At 67.2% G+C, this 18,957-nt stretch carries 14 protein-coding genes and 1 tRNA gene; 6 read left to right on the forward strand and 9 right to left on the reverse strand.

Annotated elements, in window-relative coordinates:
- Positions 1–32: 32 nt before the first annotated feature.
- The 4 genes from galK to I2488_RS11395 form a co-directional block, all read right to left on the reverse strand.
- Complete coding sequence (gene galK, locus I2488_RS11380) at positions 33–1,172, reverse strand: galactokinase (RefSeq protein WP_196275934.1); 1,140 nt, start codon at positions 1,170–1,172, stop codon at positions 33–35.
- Positions 1,169–2,194 (reverse strand): UDP-glucose--hexose-1-phosphate uridylyltransferase, encoded by a 1,026-nt coding sequence (locus I2488_RS11385; RefSeq protein ID WP_196275935.1) that lies wholly within the window; start codon positions 2,192–2,194, stop codon positions 1,169–1,171. The genes galK and I2488_RS11385 overlap by 4 nt, the downstream gene beginning before the upstream one ends.
- An 85-nt stretch (positions 2,195–2,279) precedes the next feature.
- Positions 2,280–3,599: a family 1 glycosylhydrolase gene (locus I2488_RS11390; RefSeq protein ID WP_196275936.1), complete on the reverse strand. Its 1,320-nt coding sequence runs from the start codon at positions 3,597–3,599 to the stop codon at positions 2,280–2,282.
- A gap of 88 nt (positions 3,600–3,687) precedes the next feature.
- Positions 3,688–4,599, reverse strand: a complete 912-nt coding sequence (locus I2488_RS11395; protein ID WP_196275937.1) for a LysR family transcriptional regulator — start codon at positions 4,597–4,599, stop codon at positions 3,688–3,690.
- A 145-nt stretch (positions 4,600–4,744) separates the two neighbouring features.
- On the opposite strand from I2488_RS11395, the gene I2488_RS11400 reads away from it, so the two are divergent.
- From I2488_RS11400 to I2488_RS11425, 6 genes are all read left to right on the forward strand, one after another.
- Positions 4,745–6,034: a tetratricopeptide repeat protein gene (locus I2488_RS11400; RefSeq protein WP_196275938.1), complete on the forward strand. Its 1,290-nt coding sequence runs from the start codon at positions 4,745–4,747 to the stop codon at positions 6,032–6,034.
- Positions 6,035–6,051: 17 nt separating this feature from the next.
- Entirely contained in the window at positions 6,052–10,881 is a 4,830-nt protein-coding gene (locus I2488_RS11405; protein ID WP_196275939.1) for a hypothetical protein, read from the forward strand.
- 176 nt (positions 10,882–11,057) lie between these two features.
- On the forward strand, positions 11,058–11,906 hold the full coding sequence (locus I2488_RS11410) for an SH3 domain-containing protein (RefSeq protein ID WP_246465630.1): 849 nt from the start codon (positions 11,058–11,060) through the stop codon (positions 11,904–11,906).
- A 103-nt stretch (positions 11,907–12,009) separates the two neighbouring features.
- Complete coding sequence (locus I2488_RS11415; RefSeq protein ID WP_196275941.1) at positions 12,010–12,696, forward strand: response regulator transcription factor; 687 nt, start codon at positions 12,010–12,012, stop codon at positions 12,694–12,696.
- Positions 12,693–14,054: a sensor histidine kinase gene (locus I2488_RS11420; protein WP_196275942.1), complete on the forward strand. Its 1,362-nt coding sequence runs from the start codon at positions 12,693–12,695 to the stop codon at positions 14,052–14,054. Before I2488_RS11415 ends, I2488_RS11420 begins: the two co-directional genes overlap by 4 nt.
- Complete coding sequence (locus tag I2488_RS11425) at positions 14,051–14,653, forward strand: hypothetical protein (RefSeq protein ID WP_196275943.1); 603 nt, start codon at positions 14,051–14,053, stop codon at positions 14,651–14,653. Before I2488_RS11420 ends, I2488_RS11425 begins: the two co-directional genes overlap by 4 nt.
- On the opposite strand, the gene I2488_RS11430 is transcribed toward I2488_RS11425, so the two are convergent.
- The 5 genes from I2488_RS11430 to I2488_RS11450 all read right to left on the reverse strand — a co-directional run bounded on the left by I2488_RS11430 (position 14,650) and on the right by I2488_RS11450 (position 18,946).
- On the reverse strand, positions 14,650–15,144 hold the full coding sequence (locus I2488_RS11430; protein ID WP_196275944.1) for a CinA family protein: 495 nt from the start codon (positions 15,142–15,144) through the stop codon (positions 14,650–14,652). The genes I2488_RS11425 and I2488_RS11430 overlap by 4 nt on opposite strands.
- Before the next feature lie 97 nt (positions 15,145–15,241).
- Positions 15,242–15,315 (reverse strand) — tRNA-Cys (locus I2488_RS11435).
- A gap of 75 nt (positions 15,316–15,390) precedes the next feature.
- A complete protein-coding gene (locus I2488_RS11440; RefSeq protein WP_196275945.1) occupies positions 15,391–16,779 on the reverse strand; it encodes an RNB domain-containing ribonuclease in 1,389 nt (462 codons plus the stop codon).
- Positions 16,780–16,800: 21 nt separating this feature from the next.
- Positions 16,801–17,598 carry a crotonase/enoyl-CoA hydratase family protein gene (locus I2488_RS11445; RefSeq protein ID WP_196275946.1) on the reverse strand — a complete coding sequence of 266 codons (798 nt, stop codon included), beginning with the start codon at positions 17,596–17,598 and terminating at the stop codon, positions 16,801–16,803.
- A 148-nt stretch (positions 17,599–17,746) separates the two neighbouring features.
- The gene (locus tag I2488_RS11450; RefSeq protein ID WP_196275947.1) at positions 17,747–18,946 is read right to left on the reverse strand and encodes an LL-diaminopimelate aminotransferase; all 1,200 of its coding nucleotides are present in this window, start codon (positions 18,944–18,946) and stop codon (positions 17,747–17,749) included.
- Positions 18,947–18,957: the final 11 nt, after the last annotated feature.

Consider the following 18,957-nt stretch of genomic DNA (forward strand, 5'->3'; position numbering starts at 1 on the left):
GGCTCGCCCGGTTGGTCAGGTGATCGGGCTGGTCAGGCGACCGGCCCGGCTCCGGCCGCGGGCGTCTCGATGCAGATCAGCGGCACCTCGCCCGAAGGGGTGCGATAGCTTTCGAGGACCGCGTTGCGCACGGCCGCGACGCGGTCCTTGCGCATCAGGCCCACCACTGCGCCGCCAAAGCCGCCTCCGGTCTGCCGCGCGCCGCCATCCTTGCCAATTGCCTCGTTCATCAGTCCGGCGAGCGCATCGGTAAACGGCACGGTAATGCCGAAGTCCTTGCCTTGCGAAACATGGCTCTCGCGCATCAAAGCGCCCATGCGGACCAGATCGCCCGCCTCAAGCGCCTCGGCCGCATCCAGCGTCCGCCGGTTCTCGGTCACGACATGTCGGGCGCGGGCATAAGTGTTTTCATCCATGCGCCCGCGCGCGGCATCCAGCATCGCCTCATCCGCATCACGCAAAGACGCAACGCCAAGGATGCCGGCCGCCGCCTCACATTCGGCGCGCCTGCGGTTGTATTCGCCATCGACCAGCCCGCGCACGACGCCCGATTGTACGATCATCACCACCGCATCGGCCGGCATCGCGATCTGGCGCAGGGCAAGGCTGCGGCAATCGATCAGCAGCGCATGGCCGAGCGTGGTCGCGGCAGAGGCGATCTGGTCGAGGTTGCCGCAGCGCACGCCGACGAAATCGCACTCGGCGCGCTGGGCGAGCAGGGCCAACTGCACGGCGTCCAAACTCTGGCCGACGCTCTCGAGAATGACGCGAGCAACCGCCACTTCGAGCGAGGCCGAGGACGACAGCCCGGTGCCCTTGGCGATCGATCCGGCAATCGCGAGTTCACCGCCAGGCACGGCAATGCCCGCCTGCCGCAACTGGTCCACCACGCCGCGCACGTAGTCGCGCCAGCCGCCGACCCGCTCAGGGTTCGCCGGATCAAAGCTGTCGGTCTCGCCAAAATCGAGCGCGGTTACCCGCAACGGTCCGCTTCCGGCACGAAACCCGACGCGGGTTTCCTGCCCGATGGCGATGGGCATGGCAAAGCCGTCGTTGTAGTCGGTGTGCTCGCCAATCAGGTTGACGCGCCCCGGCGCGCGTACGACCAGCGCCGGCTGGCCGCCGAAAGCTTCGGCAAATCCGCCAAGCAGCCGCTCGCCAATCCCGCTCACGCCGCGATCTCCACCGCACGCAGGCGGGCCGCCGCCGTCTCGGGCGTCAGGTCGCGCTGGCTTTCGGCGAACATCTCGAAGCCGACCATGAACTTGCGCACCGTGGCCGAGCGTAGCAGCGGCGGATTGAAGTGGGCATGGAGCCGCCACGCCGCCGGATCGGCGCTGCCGGCGGGGCACTGGTGCCAACCCATCGAATAGGGGAAGCTGGTGTTGAACAGCGCATCATAGCGCCGCGTCACCTTGCGCAGGATTTCGGCAAGCGCATCGCGCGCTTGCGGTGAAAGCTGCTCGATCCGGCCGACCTCGTCGCGCGCGATCAGCAGGATCTCGAAGGGCCAGACCGCCCACCACGGCACCACTGCCAGCCAGTGGTCGTTGGCCTCGACCACGCGTTCACCCGCAGCCAGTTCGCGCTCTGCCACTTCGTCGAGCAGCACGCGGCCACGGCTTGCCCGCCAGGCCGCCTGCTCGCGATCTTCATCGGCCACCTCGGTCGGCACGAAATCGCTGGCCCAGATCTGGCCATGGGGGTGCGGGCTCGAACAGCCCATCATCGCGCCCTTGTTCTCGAACACCGCCACGTTGGCAAAACGCTCGCCCAGCGTTGCGCTTTCCTGCGCCCAGCAATCGACGAGGCTGCGGATCGCAGGCAGGTCCATGTCGGGCATGGTGCGCGAATGGTCGGGCGAATAGCAGATCACCCGCGCCGTGCCGCGCGCAGGTGCAATCCGGAACACCGGATCGGCGCTGTCAGGTCCGGGCGTATCCGGCAGCAGCGCCGGGAAGTCGTTGTCGAAGGCGAATGCGCCGGGATAGTCCGGGTTGATCTCGCCGCTCGTCCGCGCATTGCCGGGGCAGAGGTAGCACGACGGATCGTGCGAGGGCCCTTGCGCCTTGACCACCTCGCCGGTCTCGCCCTGCCATGGCCGCTTGGCCCGGTGCGGGGAGACCAGCACCCACTGTCCGTTGAGCAGGTTCTGGCGACGATGCGGATGATCGTCCGGCACGAACTGGGTCATGAGCCTCTCCACGGCATTATTGCAATCGATTGCCAATGCCTACCACGGCTCGTCGAGCAGTGCACGACGCATTCGATTTCGCGCCTCACGTCAAGGCGTTGGCCTTGGCGATCGCCCCCAGCACCGCCGCGCTCGGCTTGGGCTTGCGTTCAAACGTTACCGGATCGAAGCTGGCGAGGCCGAATTTGGGCCGGAAGCCGAAAATCCATTCGAAGTTGTCGACCAGCGACCAGTGGCAATAGCCGAGCACCGGCACGCCATTGTCCATCGCCTGCTTGAGGCCGGCCAGCGAAGGCGGAATGAACGCGGCGCGCACCGCGTCATCATCGCTGCCCACGCCATGCTCGGAAACCAGCACCGGCCGGCCTGTCACGGCATGGGCATAGCGCACCGCTCCCGCCAGCGAGTCCGGCCAGATTTCCGTGCCGGACCAGTTGCGTGCGCTGCTTTCAGGCGCTGGCAGCCTGCCCTTGTCACCCCACAGCGCGCGTTCGTAGTTCTGCACGCCGATGAAGTCGTCGGCCTTTGCCACCTCGAGCCACGGGCCATAGAGTTCGCCGCGCATCCGGTCGCGGATCGAGTTCTTGCCCACCGCCTGATCGTCGAGCATCGCCAGCGATACGCCCACCGACAGATCGGGCCGCACGGCCTTGATCGCCACGCGCCCCGCCTTGTGCGCGGCCAGCAGGCCGGTCTGGAGATCGCCGAGATCTTCGTAGGAAGCCACGTTGCCGCAGACGAAGCGCGAGACGCCCATCCGCTTCGCCGCCGTCTCCAGCGTCAGCTTCTGGATGTCCCACACGGGCTTTGGCAGCATGGCTTTCAGCAGCAGCAGGATGTTGGGTTCGTTGAGCGTGATCGCGCTGTGCATCTGAGCGCCCATCGCCTGCGTCACGCGGGTGCAGTAGCGCGCGAACAGCTCCGCGCTCTCGGGATTGGTCCAGCCACCCTGCGCGCTGAACCACAAGGGCGCACTGAAGTGGCTGTAGGTGACGACCGGCGCCAGCCCCCGCGCGCGGCAGCCCTCGATGATGCGCCGGTAATGCCCCAGCATCGCCTCGCTGAACTGCCCCTTGGCCGGTTCGATCCGCGCCCACTCCACCCCGAAGCGATAGGTGTTGAGTCCCATGGACTTCACCAGATCGAGGTCCTGCTCCCACATCAGGAAGCTGTTGGCCGCGTCCCCGGAAGGCTCCTGGAACACGGTCGGCTGCTGGTGCTCGAGGTACCACAGGTCGGACGCGGTATTGTTGCCCTCGATCTGGTGCGGCGCGGTCGATGCGCCCCACAGAAAGCCATCGGGGAAGCGCGGGTTCGGCGCGGCCTTGCGTGCAGGCTTCGCGGAAAGCGGCGCGGTCGCGGCAAGGGCAACGCCCCCGGCCAGAACGGAACGGCGATCAAACATGGTCTCTCCCCAAAGGCTTTGGCGCAGGACCTACGCCGCCCAAGCCATCAGGTAAAATAGCCGATTATCGCCCCGCCATTGCGCCAGCCTATGCCTGCGCCAGAACCTCGAGCATCGCCCGCCCCAGCGGCGGCAGTCCGCGCTCGGCCAGATAGCGCACGCCAACGCTGCGCTCGAACGTCGCCTCGCCGATCGAAATGGCGCGCAGCACGCCGATGGTCAGCTCGGCCGCTGCCACCGTGCGCGGCAGGATCGTCACGCGGTCGCTGTGGCGGACAATCGCCTTGGTCGTCAGCAGCGAATCGCAGCGGATCACGTTCTGCGGCACCGCCACCCCGGCGGCGAGGAACAGCGCATCGACCTGCCGCCGGAACGCCCCTTGCGCCTCAGGAAGCACCCACGGCAATTCCGCCACCTCGCGCAGCGAAACCGTGTCGCCCAGATTGTCGTGCCGCCGCCCGACGATCAGCGCGAAGGAATCGCGCGATGCCGTCACCTCGATCAGATCCGGCGGGCAGGCCTCGATCTCGGTCGTCACGAAGGCAAGGTCGATCGAGCCCTTGCGCAACAGGTCGGCCAGTTGCGGGTCCGGACGCTCCACCACGCTCAGCGCGAACGGCCCGACGCGCTCCTCCAGCCGCGCCACTGCCTGGGGCAGCAGGCTGACCAGCGCCCCCGGCGTGCCCCCGATCCGCAGCGGGCCTGCCACGTTGCGCGCGGCATGGTCGACCTCGACCGCCGCCGTCTCCAGCAGCCGCACCATCGCCTCGGCCCGCTCACGCAGTGCCTCACCCTCACGCGTCAGCACGATGCCGCTGCGCGAGCGCGCGAACAGCGTCACCCCCAGCCGCTGCTCCAGCAACGAGATCGTGTTCGAGACCGATGGCTGCGAGATGTTCAGCGCCCGCGCCGCGCCGCTGATCGAGCCGGTCTCGCACACCCGCCAGAACGTGGCGACGGCGCGAGGATCAAGGCGGAGGCGCGAAGGGGGCTTGCTCATGGCTTTGGTCTAGCCCGCAAGCATAGCCTGTGTCTATGCGCCATGCTCCGCACAGCCCTTGTCACCCCCCTGACAACCATTGTCATCGGACATCCCCGCGCCCGCGCGATAGCTGGAACGCCATCATCCAGTCGCGAGGGGTACGATGGCGACCAAGCACCTTTTCCTGCAGGCCATAGCCTGTGCCATGGCCGTGGCAGCGGCCCTGCCCGCACCCGCTTTCGGCCAGGCGAATGAGGCCGAAACCCGGTACAAAGCCCTCGCCGAACAGGAACGCGCCAAGGCTGGAGACCCCGCGTTCGACTATGCCCTCGGCCTCGCCGCCTCCGACGCCGGGCACTATGGCGAAGCCATCGTCGCCCTGCAGCGCGTCCTTGCCCGCCAGCCCGACAATGCCCCCGCCCGCGCCGAACTCGCCCGCGCCTACGCTCTTGCCGGAGACATCGACACCGCCCGCGCCCAGTTTGCCACCGTGGTTGACGATCCGACCATCCCCGATCCCGTCCGCCAACGCTTCACCGGCTTCGTCCGCCAGTTCGACAAGCAGATCAAGGGCGGCGGCTCCGACCTGTCAGGCTTTGCGGAAAGCTCGTTCGGCCATGACAGCAACATCAATTCCGCCACGCAGCTCACCTCGATCACCATCCCGCTCTTCGCCGCGCTCGGCCCCGGCACCTTGGGCAACAACGCCCGCGCGCAGAAGGACGAGTTCTACGACCTGTCGGGCGGCATCTCCGCCGTCAGCGCGGTCAGCCGGACGAACCGCGTGTTCGGCTCGCTCCTTGCGAATTTTCGCGACAATCTCGATTCCGCCGCCTTCGATCAGGCCAGCCTCACCGGCACCGCAGGCTTCGCCCACACTTTCGCCAACCGCGATGTCGCCTCGCTCTCGGGGCAGGTGCAGAAGTACTGGCTCGGCCACACGGGCTTCCGCACCGCCTATGGCGCGATCGGCCAGTACACCCACATGCTCAGCGGCGGCAAAGCCCTCTCCGCCTCGGTCCAGTACACCCGGTTCGACTACGATCGCGATCCCCTGCGCGATGCCGACCGCTTTGCCGTCGGTCTCGGCCTTGCCGCGCGGCAGTTCTCGATCAACCTGATCGGCGGCCACGAGGAAACCCGCAAACAGGCAGGCGACGCCGAATCCAACACTTTCGCCGGAGCCAGCGCGGGCGCCGAAATCCAGATCGCGCCCAAGGTCGCCGTCGTCGGCGGCATTGCCTTCGACTTGCGCCGCTACGACCGCGCCGACCTGCTGTTCATGCGCAAGCGCCATGACGAGCGCGTTGACCTGACCGCCGCCGTCAAGATCGCCGTCCTGCCGCGCCTGTTCCTCCAGCCCAAGGCCACCTGGTCGCGCAACTGGTCGAACATCGCCCTCTACGATCACGAACGCTGGACCGTGCAGGCCGGCGCGCGCTTCGAATTCTGATCCGGGAGACCAGCCCCATGAAAGCTTCAGCCCTCACCGCCCTCCTGATCGGAGCCTCCAGCCTCGCGCTTGCCACCCGCGCGCAGGCGCAGGAAGTGGTCTTTGCCGACAATGCCGACCTCGCCGCCGCCGCCCTGCGCGGCGAGCGCGTGACCCAAGGTTCGGGCGTGACGCAGATCCGCCTGTCCAGCGGCGCGATGCTTTCCTTCGTCGAAGGCGCAGAGTTCCAGCTCCGGCCCGATGGCACGGTCGATCTCTACAAGGGCAACGTCACCGTCACCGGCGCAGGGATGAGCGAAACCGTGGTGCGCCTCGGCGGCGAAGGCAACGGCAAGATCAGCGGCGCGGGTTCCTCGGGCAGCTTCTCGGTCAGCACCGACGCCAGCGGCAAGACCAAGGCCACTGGCCGCGTCCTCACCGGCCTTGCCACCATTGCCAACGGGCGCGAGACCAAGCGCTTCAACGCCGGGCAGGCATGGGAAGTCAGCAACGGCCACCCGCGGCTTGCCACCTCAGCGCCGGTAGCGCCTGCCCCGCAGATTACGCCGCAGCGCCAGCAGCAGCTTGCCGTGCAGACGCCGGCTCCGGCCCCGGCCCCGACACCCGCCCCCGAACCGCAAGTCGCCTCGATCAGCGAGGGCGGCCCGGTCGCCGCCGCCGAGAACGGCGTGCCGGTGGTCCTCGGCGAAGCCCTCGCCGCCGCCGGAGCCTCGGGCGACATCGTCTCCTCCGGCCAGCGTATCGAAGCCGCCGTCGCCAACCCCAGCCTCGAGACCTTCCCCTCGAACGATCTCGCCGCGCTCGTCGCCTATGCCGCACGGCTGGAAAGCCTCTACGGCGGCCAGCCGTTCAACCAGGCACAGGCCGACGTGATCCGAGCCTATCTGAACTACCTCGCCAGCGGCCAGTCGCAGGCACAGTTCCTCACCGTCTATGCCGGGCTGATGGTGCAGTTCCTCGATCTGGTCCGTTCTGGCGCGGCACCCTCGTCGTTCAGCGGCACTTCGCTGACAGACATCAACGCCTTCATCTCCTACCGCTCGCGCACCGATGGCTTTGCCGCCCTGTCCAGCCAGAACCGCGTGCTGGTCGATGCCTACCTCGCCTTCGTCCTCGGCGGCGGCAATGCCGACCAGTTCGTCGCGCGCTACACCACGCTGACCAGCGCCTACTTCGCCTTCATCCGCAGCGGCGGGGATCCGCTGGCGTTCCAGGGCGCCACGCAGGCAACGCTCAACGCCTACATCACTTTCCTCAACGATTCCGGCCTGCTGGTGCGGCTGGCGGAGACCGACCGCGCGCTGCTGCAGGCCTATCTTGCCAATGGCGGCACCGCCTTCATCCAGCAGTACCGCGTCGCGCTGACCGCCTACTTCGCCTATCTGCAGAGCGGCCAGTTGCCGAGCCAATATGCCAATGGCGATCCCGCCACGCTGCGCCAATACCTTGAAACCCTGCAGGCCACCGGCCTGTTCGAACAGGCGCTCGGCGAACAGGCAAACTTCTATGCGCAGTATCTCGCCTACCTGAAGCAGGGCGGCACAATCGACGGCTGGCAGGGCCTGCCTGCGAACGTATTCACTGGCTATGCGCAGGCGCTGTCGGCCTATCAGGCCTATCTCGCAGGCGGTGGCCTGCCATCGGCCTACACCGGTCTCGATCAGGCACTGCTGCGGCAGTATCTCGATGCGCTGGCCGGTGCCGGCGCTCTCACCCGCTTTCTGGGCGAAAGCACCGCCTCGTTCTACGTCCAGTACCTGCGCTATCTCGGCAACGGCGGCACGATCGATGGCTGGCAGGGCCTGCCCTACAACGTCTTCACCGGCTACGCCTCGGCCCTGCAGGCCTACTACGAATTCCTCGCCAACGGCGGCTTGCCATCAGCCTACACTTCGCTGACACAGGACGAGATCCGCCGTTATCTCGCTGCGCTTTCCGCAGTGGGCGCAAGCGATGCCTTCCTCGGCCAGCTTGCCGGCTTCTACTCGGCGTTCTTCACCTATCTCGCCAATGGCGGAAACCCAGACCTCTACACCGGCCTGCCGACCCCGCCGAACTATCAGGCTTTCGCCGATGCGCTCTCGGCCTATGTCGCCTATCTCGAGGCAGGCGGCGTGCCGAGCGCCTATACCGGCGCCGACCTCGCCCTGCTCCAGCAATACATCAAGGCGCTGATCGACGGCGGCAAGCTTTCGACCCTGCTTGGCGCACAGGCCCAGTTCCTCACCGCCTACTACGCGTTCCTCGCTGGCGGCGGCACGCCCGATGGCTACACCGCGCTGCCGGTCTATGCGACCTATGTCACCGCGCTCGAAGCCTACTACGCCTTCCTTGCAGGCGGCGGAAAGCCCTCGGAATATACCCTGCTCACCCAGGCGCAGATCCTCGCCTACCTCAAGGCGCTGACCGATGCGGGCGTGCTCGCCGCGCTGTTCGACGGTGCGACGCTGACCTTCATCCAGAACTTCTATGTCTATCTCGCAGGCGGCGGCAATCCGGACCTGTTCTCGGGGCTCCCCGGCTCAGGCGGCGGCACCGGAGGCGGTACGGGCGGCACCCGCCTGACCAGCTACACCGGCGGTTTCCCTTCGAACGCTGCGGGCACAAAGGCCATCGCGGGCAACGCCGGGAACATCCAGCCGTCGAGCGGCACCGCCGCCATCGACAGCACCGGGGCCCTGACCTCGGCCGGTGACATCGCCAACGTTTCCGCCAAGGTTACCGACGTTGCGGGCGATTCCAGCGCGATCGTCGGGCGCTTCTACGATGGCATCGCCAAGTTCAAGAACAGCCAGTACGGCTTCAGCGTCAACAACGGCCTGCCCTATGTCGTGCTGGCACCCTGGGGCGGCACGCTGCCCACTTCAGGCACCATCGACTACAAGGTGCTGGCCGCCACGCGCCCGGTCTATTCCGACGGACGCACCGCGCCCGGTACGTTCGACGCTGCGCTGACCATCGGCTTTTCCACCAACAACACCCGGCTCACCTTCCGCACGCTCGGCACGATCGTCATGCCCGAGGCCAGCGGCGACGTGACCTATACCTTCAGCACGCCGAACTATGCGAACGGGCAGATGCAGGAAGTCATCTACGACTCGCTTGGCAACTTCTTCTTCGGTGCGGGCATGACCGGCACCGGGCAGGGCTGCACCGGGGTCGGCTGCAACATCAGCCTCTACGGTGATTTTGCGGGAACGAAGCCCGAAGAACGCCTCGGCCTGATGTGGCAAACCTATGGCGGCAGCTTCAGCGCCGGACGCCTGCAAGGCGCGGTGATCTTCGCCAAGGACGGCACCCTGCCGGGCGGGAGCACCGGAGGGGGCACCGGCACCGGCGGCGTGCTCACCAGCTACACCGGCGGCTTCAACGGCACGTCCCCACGCATCAACTTCATCACCACGCTGCGGCTCTCGAGTGGAACGCTGCTGGCGGGCAGTGAATCAGGTTTCAGCGCCCTGGCCTATACGCTCGACAGCAATGGCGGCCTGACCAGCTATACCCGACCGGGGAACTTCACTCGCACCCCGGGCACGATGACCATCAGCGACGTGGCAGGCGATGCCGACGTACTGGTCGGTCGCTGGTTCAATGGCACCAACACCGGCGCCAACGTCTTCACCCTGAACGCCAATCAGGGCTTCCACTACATGATGTCCCGCGCCCTGCCGACGAACTTTGCAGTGCCGACGACGGGCATCGTGCAATACGATCTCTACGCCGCGACCAAGCCTACCTGGATCGACGGCTCGGGCGCTCCGGGCACCTTCACCGGCAGCTTCAAGGTCAACTTCGGGCTCGCGTTGCCCAAGGTCGGCATGGAAGCAAAGATCGTCATGCCCACCGGCGGTGCGGGCGGAGGTGCTTATACCTTCGATTTCGCCACCCCCGGCGGTCTGGCCGACATCAGCCAGTCGACCAGCGATTTCAGCGTGTTCTCGAACCAGAGCTTCAGCTTCGTGGTGCCGGGTGACGATCATTCGGGCACTTGCAGCACCGGCACCTGCTATATCGCAGCCTTCGGCAACTGGGCGGGCAGCACCGACAAGATCGGCCTGACCTACACCGCCGTCAGTCCCGCCGGCAGCGGCAAGAACATCATCGGAGCCGCAGCCTTCAAGGTCGGCACGGGCAGTGGCGCGGGTTCGGGTAGCGGCGGCACCACTCCAACGGCCGCACCGGACGGCATCGCCAAATACGTCGGCTACCTCGGCGGTGGGCGCTTTGCCACGTTCGAGAATGCGGCGGCGGTCACCACCAACAGCAATGGCGGCCTCACGAAGGTCGATGGCTTCTTCGAGCTGAATGGCGCGACGAACGCAGACGCAGGAAACGCCAACGGCATCGTCGCCTGGTCGCGCTGGATCGGCGGCGGCATCACCGGCCTTGGCCAGGGCCCCACGACCACGCTCGGCAATGGCGGCCTTTCCAGCGTCTGGGGCAAGCCCGCGACCAATGTCCCGACCACCGGGAAGATCGATTACCAGGTCGTCGGCAGCACCCGGCCCTCGACCACGGACGCGGTCGTCGGGACGCTCGACAATGCAAAGCTGGCAGTCGATTTCTCTGCCGCCAAGGTCGGCTTCGAAGCGGCGCTGACAGTCTCGGGCGCGCCGGTCGCGATGTCGACCAGCGGTGGCCTGGCGGCACCATCGCTGTCGTTGCGGACCAGCGGGACAACCTTCGGAGCGAACACCAACCAGATGGTCCTGAGCGGCGCGAGCGGCGTCTCGATCGAGGGCTTCCTCGCCGGGGTCGGGGCAACGCACGCCGGCGTCGGGTACTATCTCCAGACGACCAGCGGCAATGTTGCAGGCGCCATCGCCTTCGGCCCGAAGGCACCCTGATCGCGCCGCCGGGAGTAACGGCATTTGTCACGAGAGTGACGGGACAGTTGTGTGGGAGTTGCGGGGGAGTTGGGGGAGAGTTGCCCCAGAGTTGGAAAGGGGCCGCGCGAGGGTGCGGCCCCGCTACGAGGGGACATCTGATGCTTCGCAAGACCTTGGCTTTCGCTGCACTTTCAATGGCTTCCACGGCCGCTCTGGCCGCCGACAAGGAGCCGCCAGTCACCCTGAACAAGTGCGAGACGAGCTACGGCACCGTCGCGCTGGTCGATGGCGATACGCAAGGCTGGACCAAGTACGGCCTGTCCTCCCCGCGCGAGCTGATCGCCGCGATGGCCCGCGAATCCGGGTGCTTCGCGCTCCACGATCCCGCCAGTGGCAAGCCCGCTACGTTCCTGATGAACGTCATCGCGGGCGACAAGGAAGAAGTCGACCAAGCCATTGAAAAGGCGAAGGGAGTTGCCATGGAAGGTCTCGTCCGCTCGGGCGCGGCGAGCGGGATGCTGCGCGGCATTCCCGGCGGCGGCTCCATGCTCGGCATGTTCGGCGGCTTCGGCGGCAAGAAGAAGGTCGTCGCAGCAGGTATCCGTTTGATAAGCCCGGCAAATGGCCAGACCGTCGCCTCGGGCTCGGGCGAGGTCAAGAAGACCACGATCTCCTTCGGGAATGGCGGCGGAACCATCGGTGCGGTGGCCAGCGGTGCGACCGGCGCGGCCTATGCCGGGAGCAAGGACGGGCAGATGCTGATCGAAGCTTTCGTCAAGGCTTTCAACGGCATATCGGCGCAGGGACCGTCGCTCGCTTCGCTCGTCCCCCCACCGGCGCCCGCTCCTGCAGCAGCCCCCGCTGCGGCCACCACGGCAGTCGACACCAAGATGCACGCCGCCGCCGATCTCAAGTCCGCAACACTGCGCACGGTGCGCGCCGGAACCGCTCTCACCCCCACCGGTCAGCGGCAGGGTCTGTTCGTCGAGGTCCAGGACAGCTTCGGCACCAAGGGCTGGGTCTCGGTCGAGGACATGCGCTGAAACGCGCACGAAACGAAGTGTTGCATGGCCCCCGTCCGGCGTGAAATGATCGCGCCGGACGGTTTGGCCCTGTGGCAGAGGTCGAACCCGGAGTTCCGGAATTATGAGCGGTCTCAACATCCTGTATGTGGAAGACGATCCGCGCGCGGCGCAGGCGGTGCAGGACCTCATGCTGGCCGACGGCGACCGGATGGCGTGGGAGCAGACCGGAACGGCGGGCCTGCAGCGCGCCGGGGCCGAGGATTTCGACGTGATCATCCTCGACCGCATGCTGCCCGACATCGACGGATTGACCATCGTCTCGCGCCTGCGCGCGGCGGGCGTCGGCACGCCGGTGCTGATGCTCTCGGCACTGGGCCGCAGCGAGAACCGCATCGAGGGTCTGGAGGCGGGCGTCGATGACTATCTCTCAAAGCCTTACGAACCGCAGGAACTGGTTGCCCGCTTGCGCGCGCTGCACCGCCGCGCGGCAGGCGCGGTCCACGGCGCGGTGATCATCTATGGCGCCTTCGAATGCCACGTGAAGGCGCGCACCGCGTTCCGATCGGGCAAGCACATCGCGCTAAGTCCCAAGGAATTCGCGCTGTTCCGCTACTTCATGGAGAACGCAGGCGAGACCGTAACGCGCGAGATGCTGCTGCGCGACGTGTGGAACATGAACTTCGATCCCCAGACCAATGTCGTAGACGTCAACATCGGCCGGATGCGGCGCAAGCTGGAAGACGGCTTTACCACGCCCGCGCTCGAAACGATCTGGGGCGCCGGATACCGGCTGACGAGAGGCGAATGACGCCTGCGCGAGGCCCGGCATCAAGGCTTCGGGTAAGGTCGATCTTCGGCCAACTGACCACGGCGTCAATCCTGATCGCGGTGATCGCGGTTGCCGTGCTGTTCGCCGTCACCACGATCACCGTCCAGCGCCAGACCCGCGCCTCGCTTTCCGCCACGGTCGCGACCGATCTGGCCGGCCTGATCGACATCTACGCAACGGCGGGACGCGAGGAGCTGCTGCGCCGCGTCAACGACCGGCAGGACGTGGTCAGCCTCGAGGGAAGGCGCTCGCACTATCTGGTTGCCGATGGCGCCGGACGGGTGCTGGCGGGGGACGTCACGCGCTGGCCGCAACTCAATGCCGCGCGCTCAGAAGAGGGCTTTGTCGCGCTTGCCGATGGCACCGAGGTCTATGCGCAAGGGGCCAAGCTTGCGCCGGACCTGCAATTGCTGGTGGGCCGCGAGTATGACCGCGACCGCGCAGCGCTCGGCGTGCTGTCGGCGGCGTTCCTTGCCGTTGGCGCAGCGATCGTCTTGGCGGTGGCCTTCGTGGCGTGGATCACGGCGCGGCACCTTGCGCGGCGGATGGACGCAGTGAACGCGGCACTGGGCGCGGCGGCGGACGGACGCGCCGCCAGCTTTCCGGCGCGCCAGCGGGGGGGCGACGAGATCGACGAGATGGCCGGCCATGGCGCGCGTCTGCTGGCGCGGCAGGCGCAATTGCTGAAGGCCTACAAGCAGGTTTCCGAGCACGTTGCCCACGAAGTCCGCACGCCGCTGATGCATCTCGACAACCGGCTGGGCACGGCGATGCAGGCGCGGCCCGAGGCCGAGGGCGGCCCGATCGGCCAATCGCGCGAGGACATCCGCGCGATCCTCTCGATGCTGGACTCGCTTCTCGACATCGCCTCGGCCGAGAGCCGCCGCGGCGATCTGGCCGGGCTGGCCGAGATCGACATGACCGCCTTGGTAGAGAGCCTTGCCGACCTTTACGAAGACAGCGCCGAGGACGCGGGCCTCACGCTGGAAACATCGATCACGCAAGGGGTTACCATGCTGGGCGAGCGGATGCAGATCACCCGGCTGCTGTCGAACCTGCTCGACAACGCGATCAAGTACGTGCCCGAAGGCGGGCATGTGCGGCTCATTCTGCGGCCCGGTCCGCACGTGGTGGTCGAGGACAACGGTCCCGGCATCCCGCATGACCAGCGTGACCGCGTGTTCGAACGCTTTTCCCGCGCCACCGTGCCCGGCGACAAGCCCGGCCATGGCCTCGGCCTCGCTCTCTCCCGCGCCATCGCCGAACGCCACGGCCTGATCCTGCGGCTGGGTGATGCGCCGCGCGGCGCGCAATTCATTCTGGAGCCTGCCCCATGAAAGCCTTTGCTCTGACTGTCTCTGTATTGGCCGACCTTGCCTGCGCCGCCGCGCTGGGCGGGTGTGCTGCCAAGACGCAGAGCGCCAACCGCGAGGTGCCGGTGCGAGTTGCGCTGACCAATGCCGCAGGGCCGACCGAGGCAGTGGCAACCCTGCTGGCCGAAGCCGACAGCGCCCAAGGCGAACCGCAAAGACTCGGCGTGATCCTTGCCGCGCTCGACAATTTCGGTGCGCGGGCGATGCCAGGCGAGGCAGATCCGGTGTCGGCATGGCGCGCCAAAGCTGAAATGCCGCGGACGCCGCCCTATCGCGGGCGGGTGCTGGGGCCAGCTTACAAGGCAGGGATGCTCAACCCCGGCGCAACGGTGCGCCTGCCGCAACTGTTCGACGGCGGCCGCTCTGCGCGCGTCGCTGTGGCAACACCGGGACAGGCCGCGCTCGATTTCACCGTGCTGGATGGCGAGGCGAAGCCGGTCTGCCCGCCCGCCAAGGCTCGTTCCCGCGAGTGCATGTGGACGCCGCTGTTCAGCGGGCGCTTCGAGATCGTGCTGACCAATCCATCCAGCAACGCCGCAGGATACTACCTGGTGATCGACTAGGCGCCCAGCGCTTCGGCCATCATTTCGAGCGCGGCGCGCACGGTCATGTCGCGACTCTCCTCGCGGCCGCGCTCGCCGAAATGACATTCGCGAAGGATCGGCGGCGCGCCCTTGCGCAGTACGGCGAGGTGGATCAGCCCGGTCTCGTCGTCCGGTTCGCCGGGTCCGGCAAAGCCGGTAATCGCACAGACCAGACCTGCCGCCGAATGTTCCAGAGCGCCTGCAGCCATGGCCTGCGCGACTTCGCGGCTGACTTCGCCGTGGCGGATGACGAGCATCGGATCGATCCCGAGCAGGTCGGACTTGGAGCGCGCGGTGTAGGTCACGAAGCCCCGGTCGAACTGGCTGGAAAGGCCCTCGATGCTGGTAAACAGCGCCGCCAGCTGGCCGCCGGTGCAGGATTCAGCCGTTGCCAGCATCAGATCGGCGCGCTTGGCTGCGGCCAGCACGCGCTCGGCCATGGCCTTGAGGTCTTCTCTGCTCTCGCTCATGCCGGGAGGACGCCCGAAGTGCCCTGCCGCTTCGCGCCATGCGACAGGAATGCGCTGGCGCAGGGCGGGACGTTGCGAATGGTTGATCTGGAAGAAGTGGAGGCCCGAGCCGGAATCGAACCGGCGTAAACGGATTTGCAATCCGGTGCGTAACCACTCCGCCATCGGGCCTCGATCGCAGGAGCTGCGTGGTTTGGCGCGGTTAGCGGGAAGATCGCGCTGCCGCAAGCGGTTCTTGCGGAGTGCTTAGCTTGCCGGGGCGAACTGGAGACGGCGCTGCTTGCTGTCGATGCCGGTGAGGCTAAGGTCCACGCGCTGGCCGGGGGCTGCACCGGCAACGCGAGCACGGGCGACAACGGGGAGGTCAAGCAACTGGACCCGCGCCGAATCGCCGTCGGTGTCGGTCACGCAGGCACGGAAGATTTCGCCTTCGCGGCCTTGGAGCATCACGGTTTCGGCAAGGTCGATCACCGCCCGTTCGATCTGGCCGGACAGCGCCTCGGCCTTGGCCATCACGGCGGGAAGGCGCTCGAAGGCGGCTTCGACTTCCGGTTCGACTGGCTTTCCGCCCGCGACGGCGAGCGTGGCGCGAATCACATAGCGGTCAGCCAGGCGGCGCAAGGGGGCAGTGGCGTGGGCGTAAGTCGCGGCGATGGCTTCATGCCACGGCGTGACGCCCGGGATCCACGGCGCATAGCCCGCACCACCCCCCGCCCTGCGCACCGCGAGCATGAACGCGGCGTGGTTCGGATTGCGCTGGTCGAGGGAGCGTTCGAGCGTCTTGAGATCGACGTGCTCCGGCCAGTCAAGGCCGAGGCCTGCGGCGGTGGAGCGCAGACGCGCCATTGCTGCCGCGGTGGGACCAGCCATCACGCGGAACAGGCCGGTCCCGGCCTTCTGCAGCGCAGCGGCTATGGCGAGGTTGGCAGCAAGCGACAGCGTGGCGTTGGCACGTTCGGAAGGCAGCAGCGGGCGGAAGGACAGGGCATACCGGCCAGACCCGAGCGCTTCGACTTCCTGTTCCGGCGGATCGACGCGGGCGGCACCGCGAGCGGCTTCGGCAGCGTTCATGCGATCGGCGAAGCGGGCGAAATCGGCGGGCAACTGGTCGAGACGGACGCTGTCGTAGGCCAGCTTGGCGCGGCTGCGGATCAGGGCGCGGCGGGCGGATTCGAGTCGAGGCTCGCCATCCGCACCGAGGCGCACGGTGAACACCACCGCCGGACGCGGGCCATCGGGCAGGAGGCTTGCTGCGCGTTCGGCCAGAGCGGGCGGATAGAGACCGGCTTTGCCATCGGGAAGGTAGAGCGTCTCACCGCGCTTCCACGCTTCGGCATCGACCGGATCGCCATCGGCCACGAACCACGCGACATCGGCGATGGCGTAGTGGAGGATCAGGTCGTTGCCGACTGCCTCGATGTGGAAGGCCTGATCGAGGTCGGTCGAACTGGCCGGATCGAGCGTGACGAAGGGCTCGCCGGTACGGTCCTCGTGCTCTGGCCCCGGTGCCTTTGCCGCCGCGCGTTCGGCGGCGGCGAGGACTTCGGGCGGGAAGCCATCGGGCACCTGATACTGCTGGCGGATCGCGGCAAGGCCGGTTGCGAGTGCTCCGGTAGGATCGTGGATGGCCTTCATCCGGCAAAGCCTAGCAGGCTGTTACGGATCGACAAATTCTCCGGCGCGCTTTTCCATGCCGGCGCGCACCGCTTCCATCTGGTTCTTCGAATACATCAGTTCGTGCTGGGCAACCGATTCGGCCATGAGCACTTCGTCGACGGTCATGTCGGGCGTGCGGTTGGAGAGCATCTTGGCACCGCGCACGGCGGTGGGGCTCTTGGAGGCGATCGTGCGGGCGAGCGCCATGGCATCGGCCAGCGGATCGGCGCTCACGTGGGTGGCGAAGCCGAAGCGTACGGCTTCCTCGCCGCTGAACTCGCGGTGGGTGTAGGTCAGTTCGCGCAGCACGTCGTCGCGCACGTTGCCGCGCCACAGGGCATATCCGGCCATGTCGGGCACAAGGCCCCACTTCACTTCCATCACCGCCAGCCGCGCATCGGGGGCGATGAAGCGGATGTCCGCCCCGCTCGCCACCTGCAGGCCTCCGCCGAAGCACACGCCGTGAACCGCCGCGATCACCGGCATCGGCAACTTGCGCCAGACCATCGCCGCCTGCTGCGCGCGGTTGGCGTTGCCGTGGGTGCGGGCGGTGAGGCCGTCGCCTTCCCAGCGCGAGGTGTTGCCCATGCTCGACAGATCGAGCCCTGCGCAGAACGAGCGGCCTGCGCCCGACAGCACCACCGCGCGCACGCCGCGTTCGGTGTGGAGGTGATGTCCGGCGCTGACGATGGCTTCGAACATGGCATCGTCGAGCGCGTTCATCTTGTCGGCGCGATCGAGCAGGACGTGGGCGACGTGGTCCTCGACGGTGACGGTGACTCGCTCGTGGAAGTTCATCTGGGGCACCCGTTGTCTGTTTGTCGCGGCAAGGTTGCCCGAGTGTCAGCGTCCGGTCCAGTCTCCTCATTTGACGGATGGCGCAGAACGGCAACGGCCCTCCCCGCGCGGGCGGAGAGGGCCGTCATCGGTTTTCGCTGTTCAGGCCTCAGGCGGCCGACGAATTGACGCCCATCGACTGCAGGTAGCGCTTGATGTTGCGCGCGGCCTGGCGGAGGCGCTGCTCGTTCTCGACCATGGCAATGCGCACGTAGCCCTCGCCGTCCTCGCCATAGCCGACGCCCGGCGCAACCGCGACTTCGGCATGGGTCAGGAGTTGCTTGGAGAACTCGAGGCTGCCGAGGTGCTTGAGCGCGGGCGGCAGCGGCGCCCAGGCGAACATCGAGGCCTTGGGGCTGGGGATTTCCCAGCCGCTGCGGCCAAACGCTTCGACCATCACATCGCGGCGCTTCTGGTAGAGTTCGCGATTCTTGACGACGATGTCCTGCGGACCGTTGAGCGCGGCGCAAGTCGCGGCCTGGATCGGGGTGAAGGCGCCGTAATCGAGGTAGGACTTCACGCGCTTCAGGGCGGCGATCAGGCGCTGGTTGCCGACGGCAAAGCCGACGCGCCAGCCCGCCATCGAGAAGGTCTTGGACATCGAGGTGAATTCCACCGCCACGTCCTTTGCGCCCGGTACCTCGAGGATCGAACGGGTCGGGTTGCCGTCGTAGTAGAGTTCCGAATAGGCGAGGTCCGACAGGATCCAGACCTTGTTCTCCTTCGCCCATGCGACGAGGCGTTCGTAGAAGGCGAGGTCGACCGTCTCGGCCGTCGGGTTCGACGGGTAGTTGACGATCAGGATCGACGGGCGCGGCACCGAATACTTCATCGCGCGGTCGAGCGAATCCCAGTAGCGCTCGTCCGGCGTGGTCGGCACCGAGCGGATCGTGGCGCCGGCGATGATGAAGCCGAAGGTGTGGATCGGATAGCTCGGGTTCGGGGCCAGCACCACATCGCCGGGAGCGGTGATCGCGGTGGCGAGGCTGGCGAGGCCCTCCTTCGAGCCCATCGTCATGACCACTTCGGTCTCGGGATCGAGATCGACGTTGAAGCGGCGGCCGTAGTAGTTCGCCTGAGCCTTGCGCACGCCGGGGATGCCCGAGGAGGCCGAGTAGCCGTGCGCATCGGGCTTGCGGGCCACTTCGCAGAGCTTCTCGATCACGTGGTCGGGCGGCGGAAGATCGGGGTTGCCCATGCCGAGGTCGATGATGTCCCTACCGGCGGCGCGCGCGGCGGCCCGCATGCCGTTGACTTCGGCAATGACGTAGGGCGGCAGGCGCTTCATGCGGTAGAATTCTTCGTCCACGGTTGAATACT

Origin of the sequence: Novosphingobium jiangmenense, assembly GCF_015694345.1 — a bacterium.
GTDB lineage: Bacteria > Pseudomonadota > Alphaproteobacteria > Sphingomonadales > Sphingomonadaceae > Novosphingobium > Novosphingobium jiangmenense.

Excerpts from the sequence above, each read along its gene's own strand:
- I2488_RS11430 (WP_196275944.1), bottom strand. The coding sequence starts at position 15,144 with ATGAGCGAGAGCAGAGAAGACCTCAAGGCCATGGCCGAGCGCGTGCTG.
- I2488_RS11440 (WP_196275945.1), bottom strand. The coding sequence starts at position 16,779 with ATGAAGGCCATCCACGATCCTACCGGAGCACTCGCAACCGGCCTTGCC.
- I2488_RS11415 (WP_196275941.1), top strand. The coding sequence starts at position 12,010 with ATGAGCGGTCTCAACATCCTGTATGTGGAAGACGATCCGCGCGCGGCG.
- I2488_RS11420 (WP_196275942.1), top strand. The coding sequence starts at position 12,693 with ATGACGCCTGCGCGAGGCCCGGCATCAAGGCTTCGGGTAAGGTCGATC.
- I2488_RS11410 (WP_246465630.1), top strand. The coding sequence starts at position 11,058 with ATGGCTTCCACGGCCGCTCTGGCCGCCGACAAGGAGCCGCCAGTCACC.
- I2488_RS11385 (WP_196275935.1), bottom strand. The coding sequence starts at position 2,194 with ATGACCCAGTTCGTGCCGGACGATCATCCGCATCGTCGCCAGAACCTG.
- I2488_RS11390 (WP_196275936.1), bottom strand. The coding sequence starts at position 3,599 with ATGTTTGATCGCCGTTCCGTTCTGGCCGGGGGCGTTGCCCTTGCCGCG.
- I2488_RS11405 (WP_196275939.1), top strand. The coding sequence starts at position 6,052 with ATGAAAGCTTCAGCCCTCACCGCCCTCCTGATCGGAGCCTCCAGCCTC.
- I2488_RS11395 (WP_196275937.1), bottom strand. The coding sequence starts at position 4,599 with ATGAGCAAGCCCCCTTCGCGCCTCCGCCTTGATCCTCGCGCCGTCGCC.
- I2488_RS11445 (WP_196275946.1), bottom strand. The coding sequence starts at position 17,598 with ATGAACTTCCACGAGCGAGTCACCGTCACCGTCGAGGACCACGTCGCC.
- I2488_RS11425 (WP_196275943.1), top strand. The coding sequence starts at position 14,051 with ATGAAAGCCTTTGCTCTGACTGTCTCTGTATTGGCCGACCTTGCCTGC.
- I2488_RS11400 (WP_196275938.1), top strand. The coding sequence starts at position 4,745 with ATGGCGACCAAGCACCTTTTCCTGCAGGCCATAGCCTGTGCCATGGCC.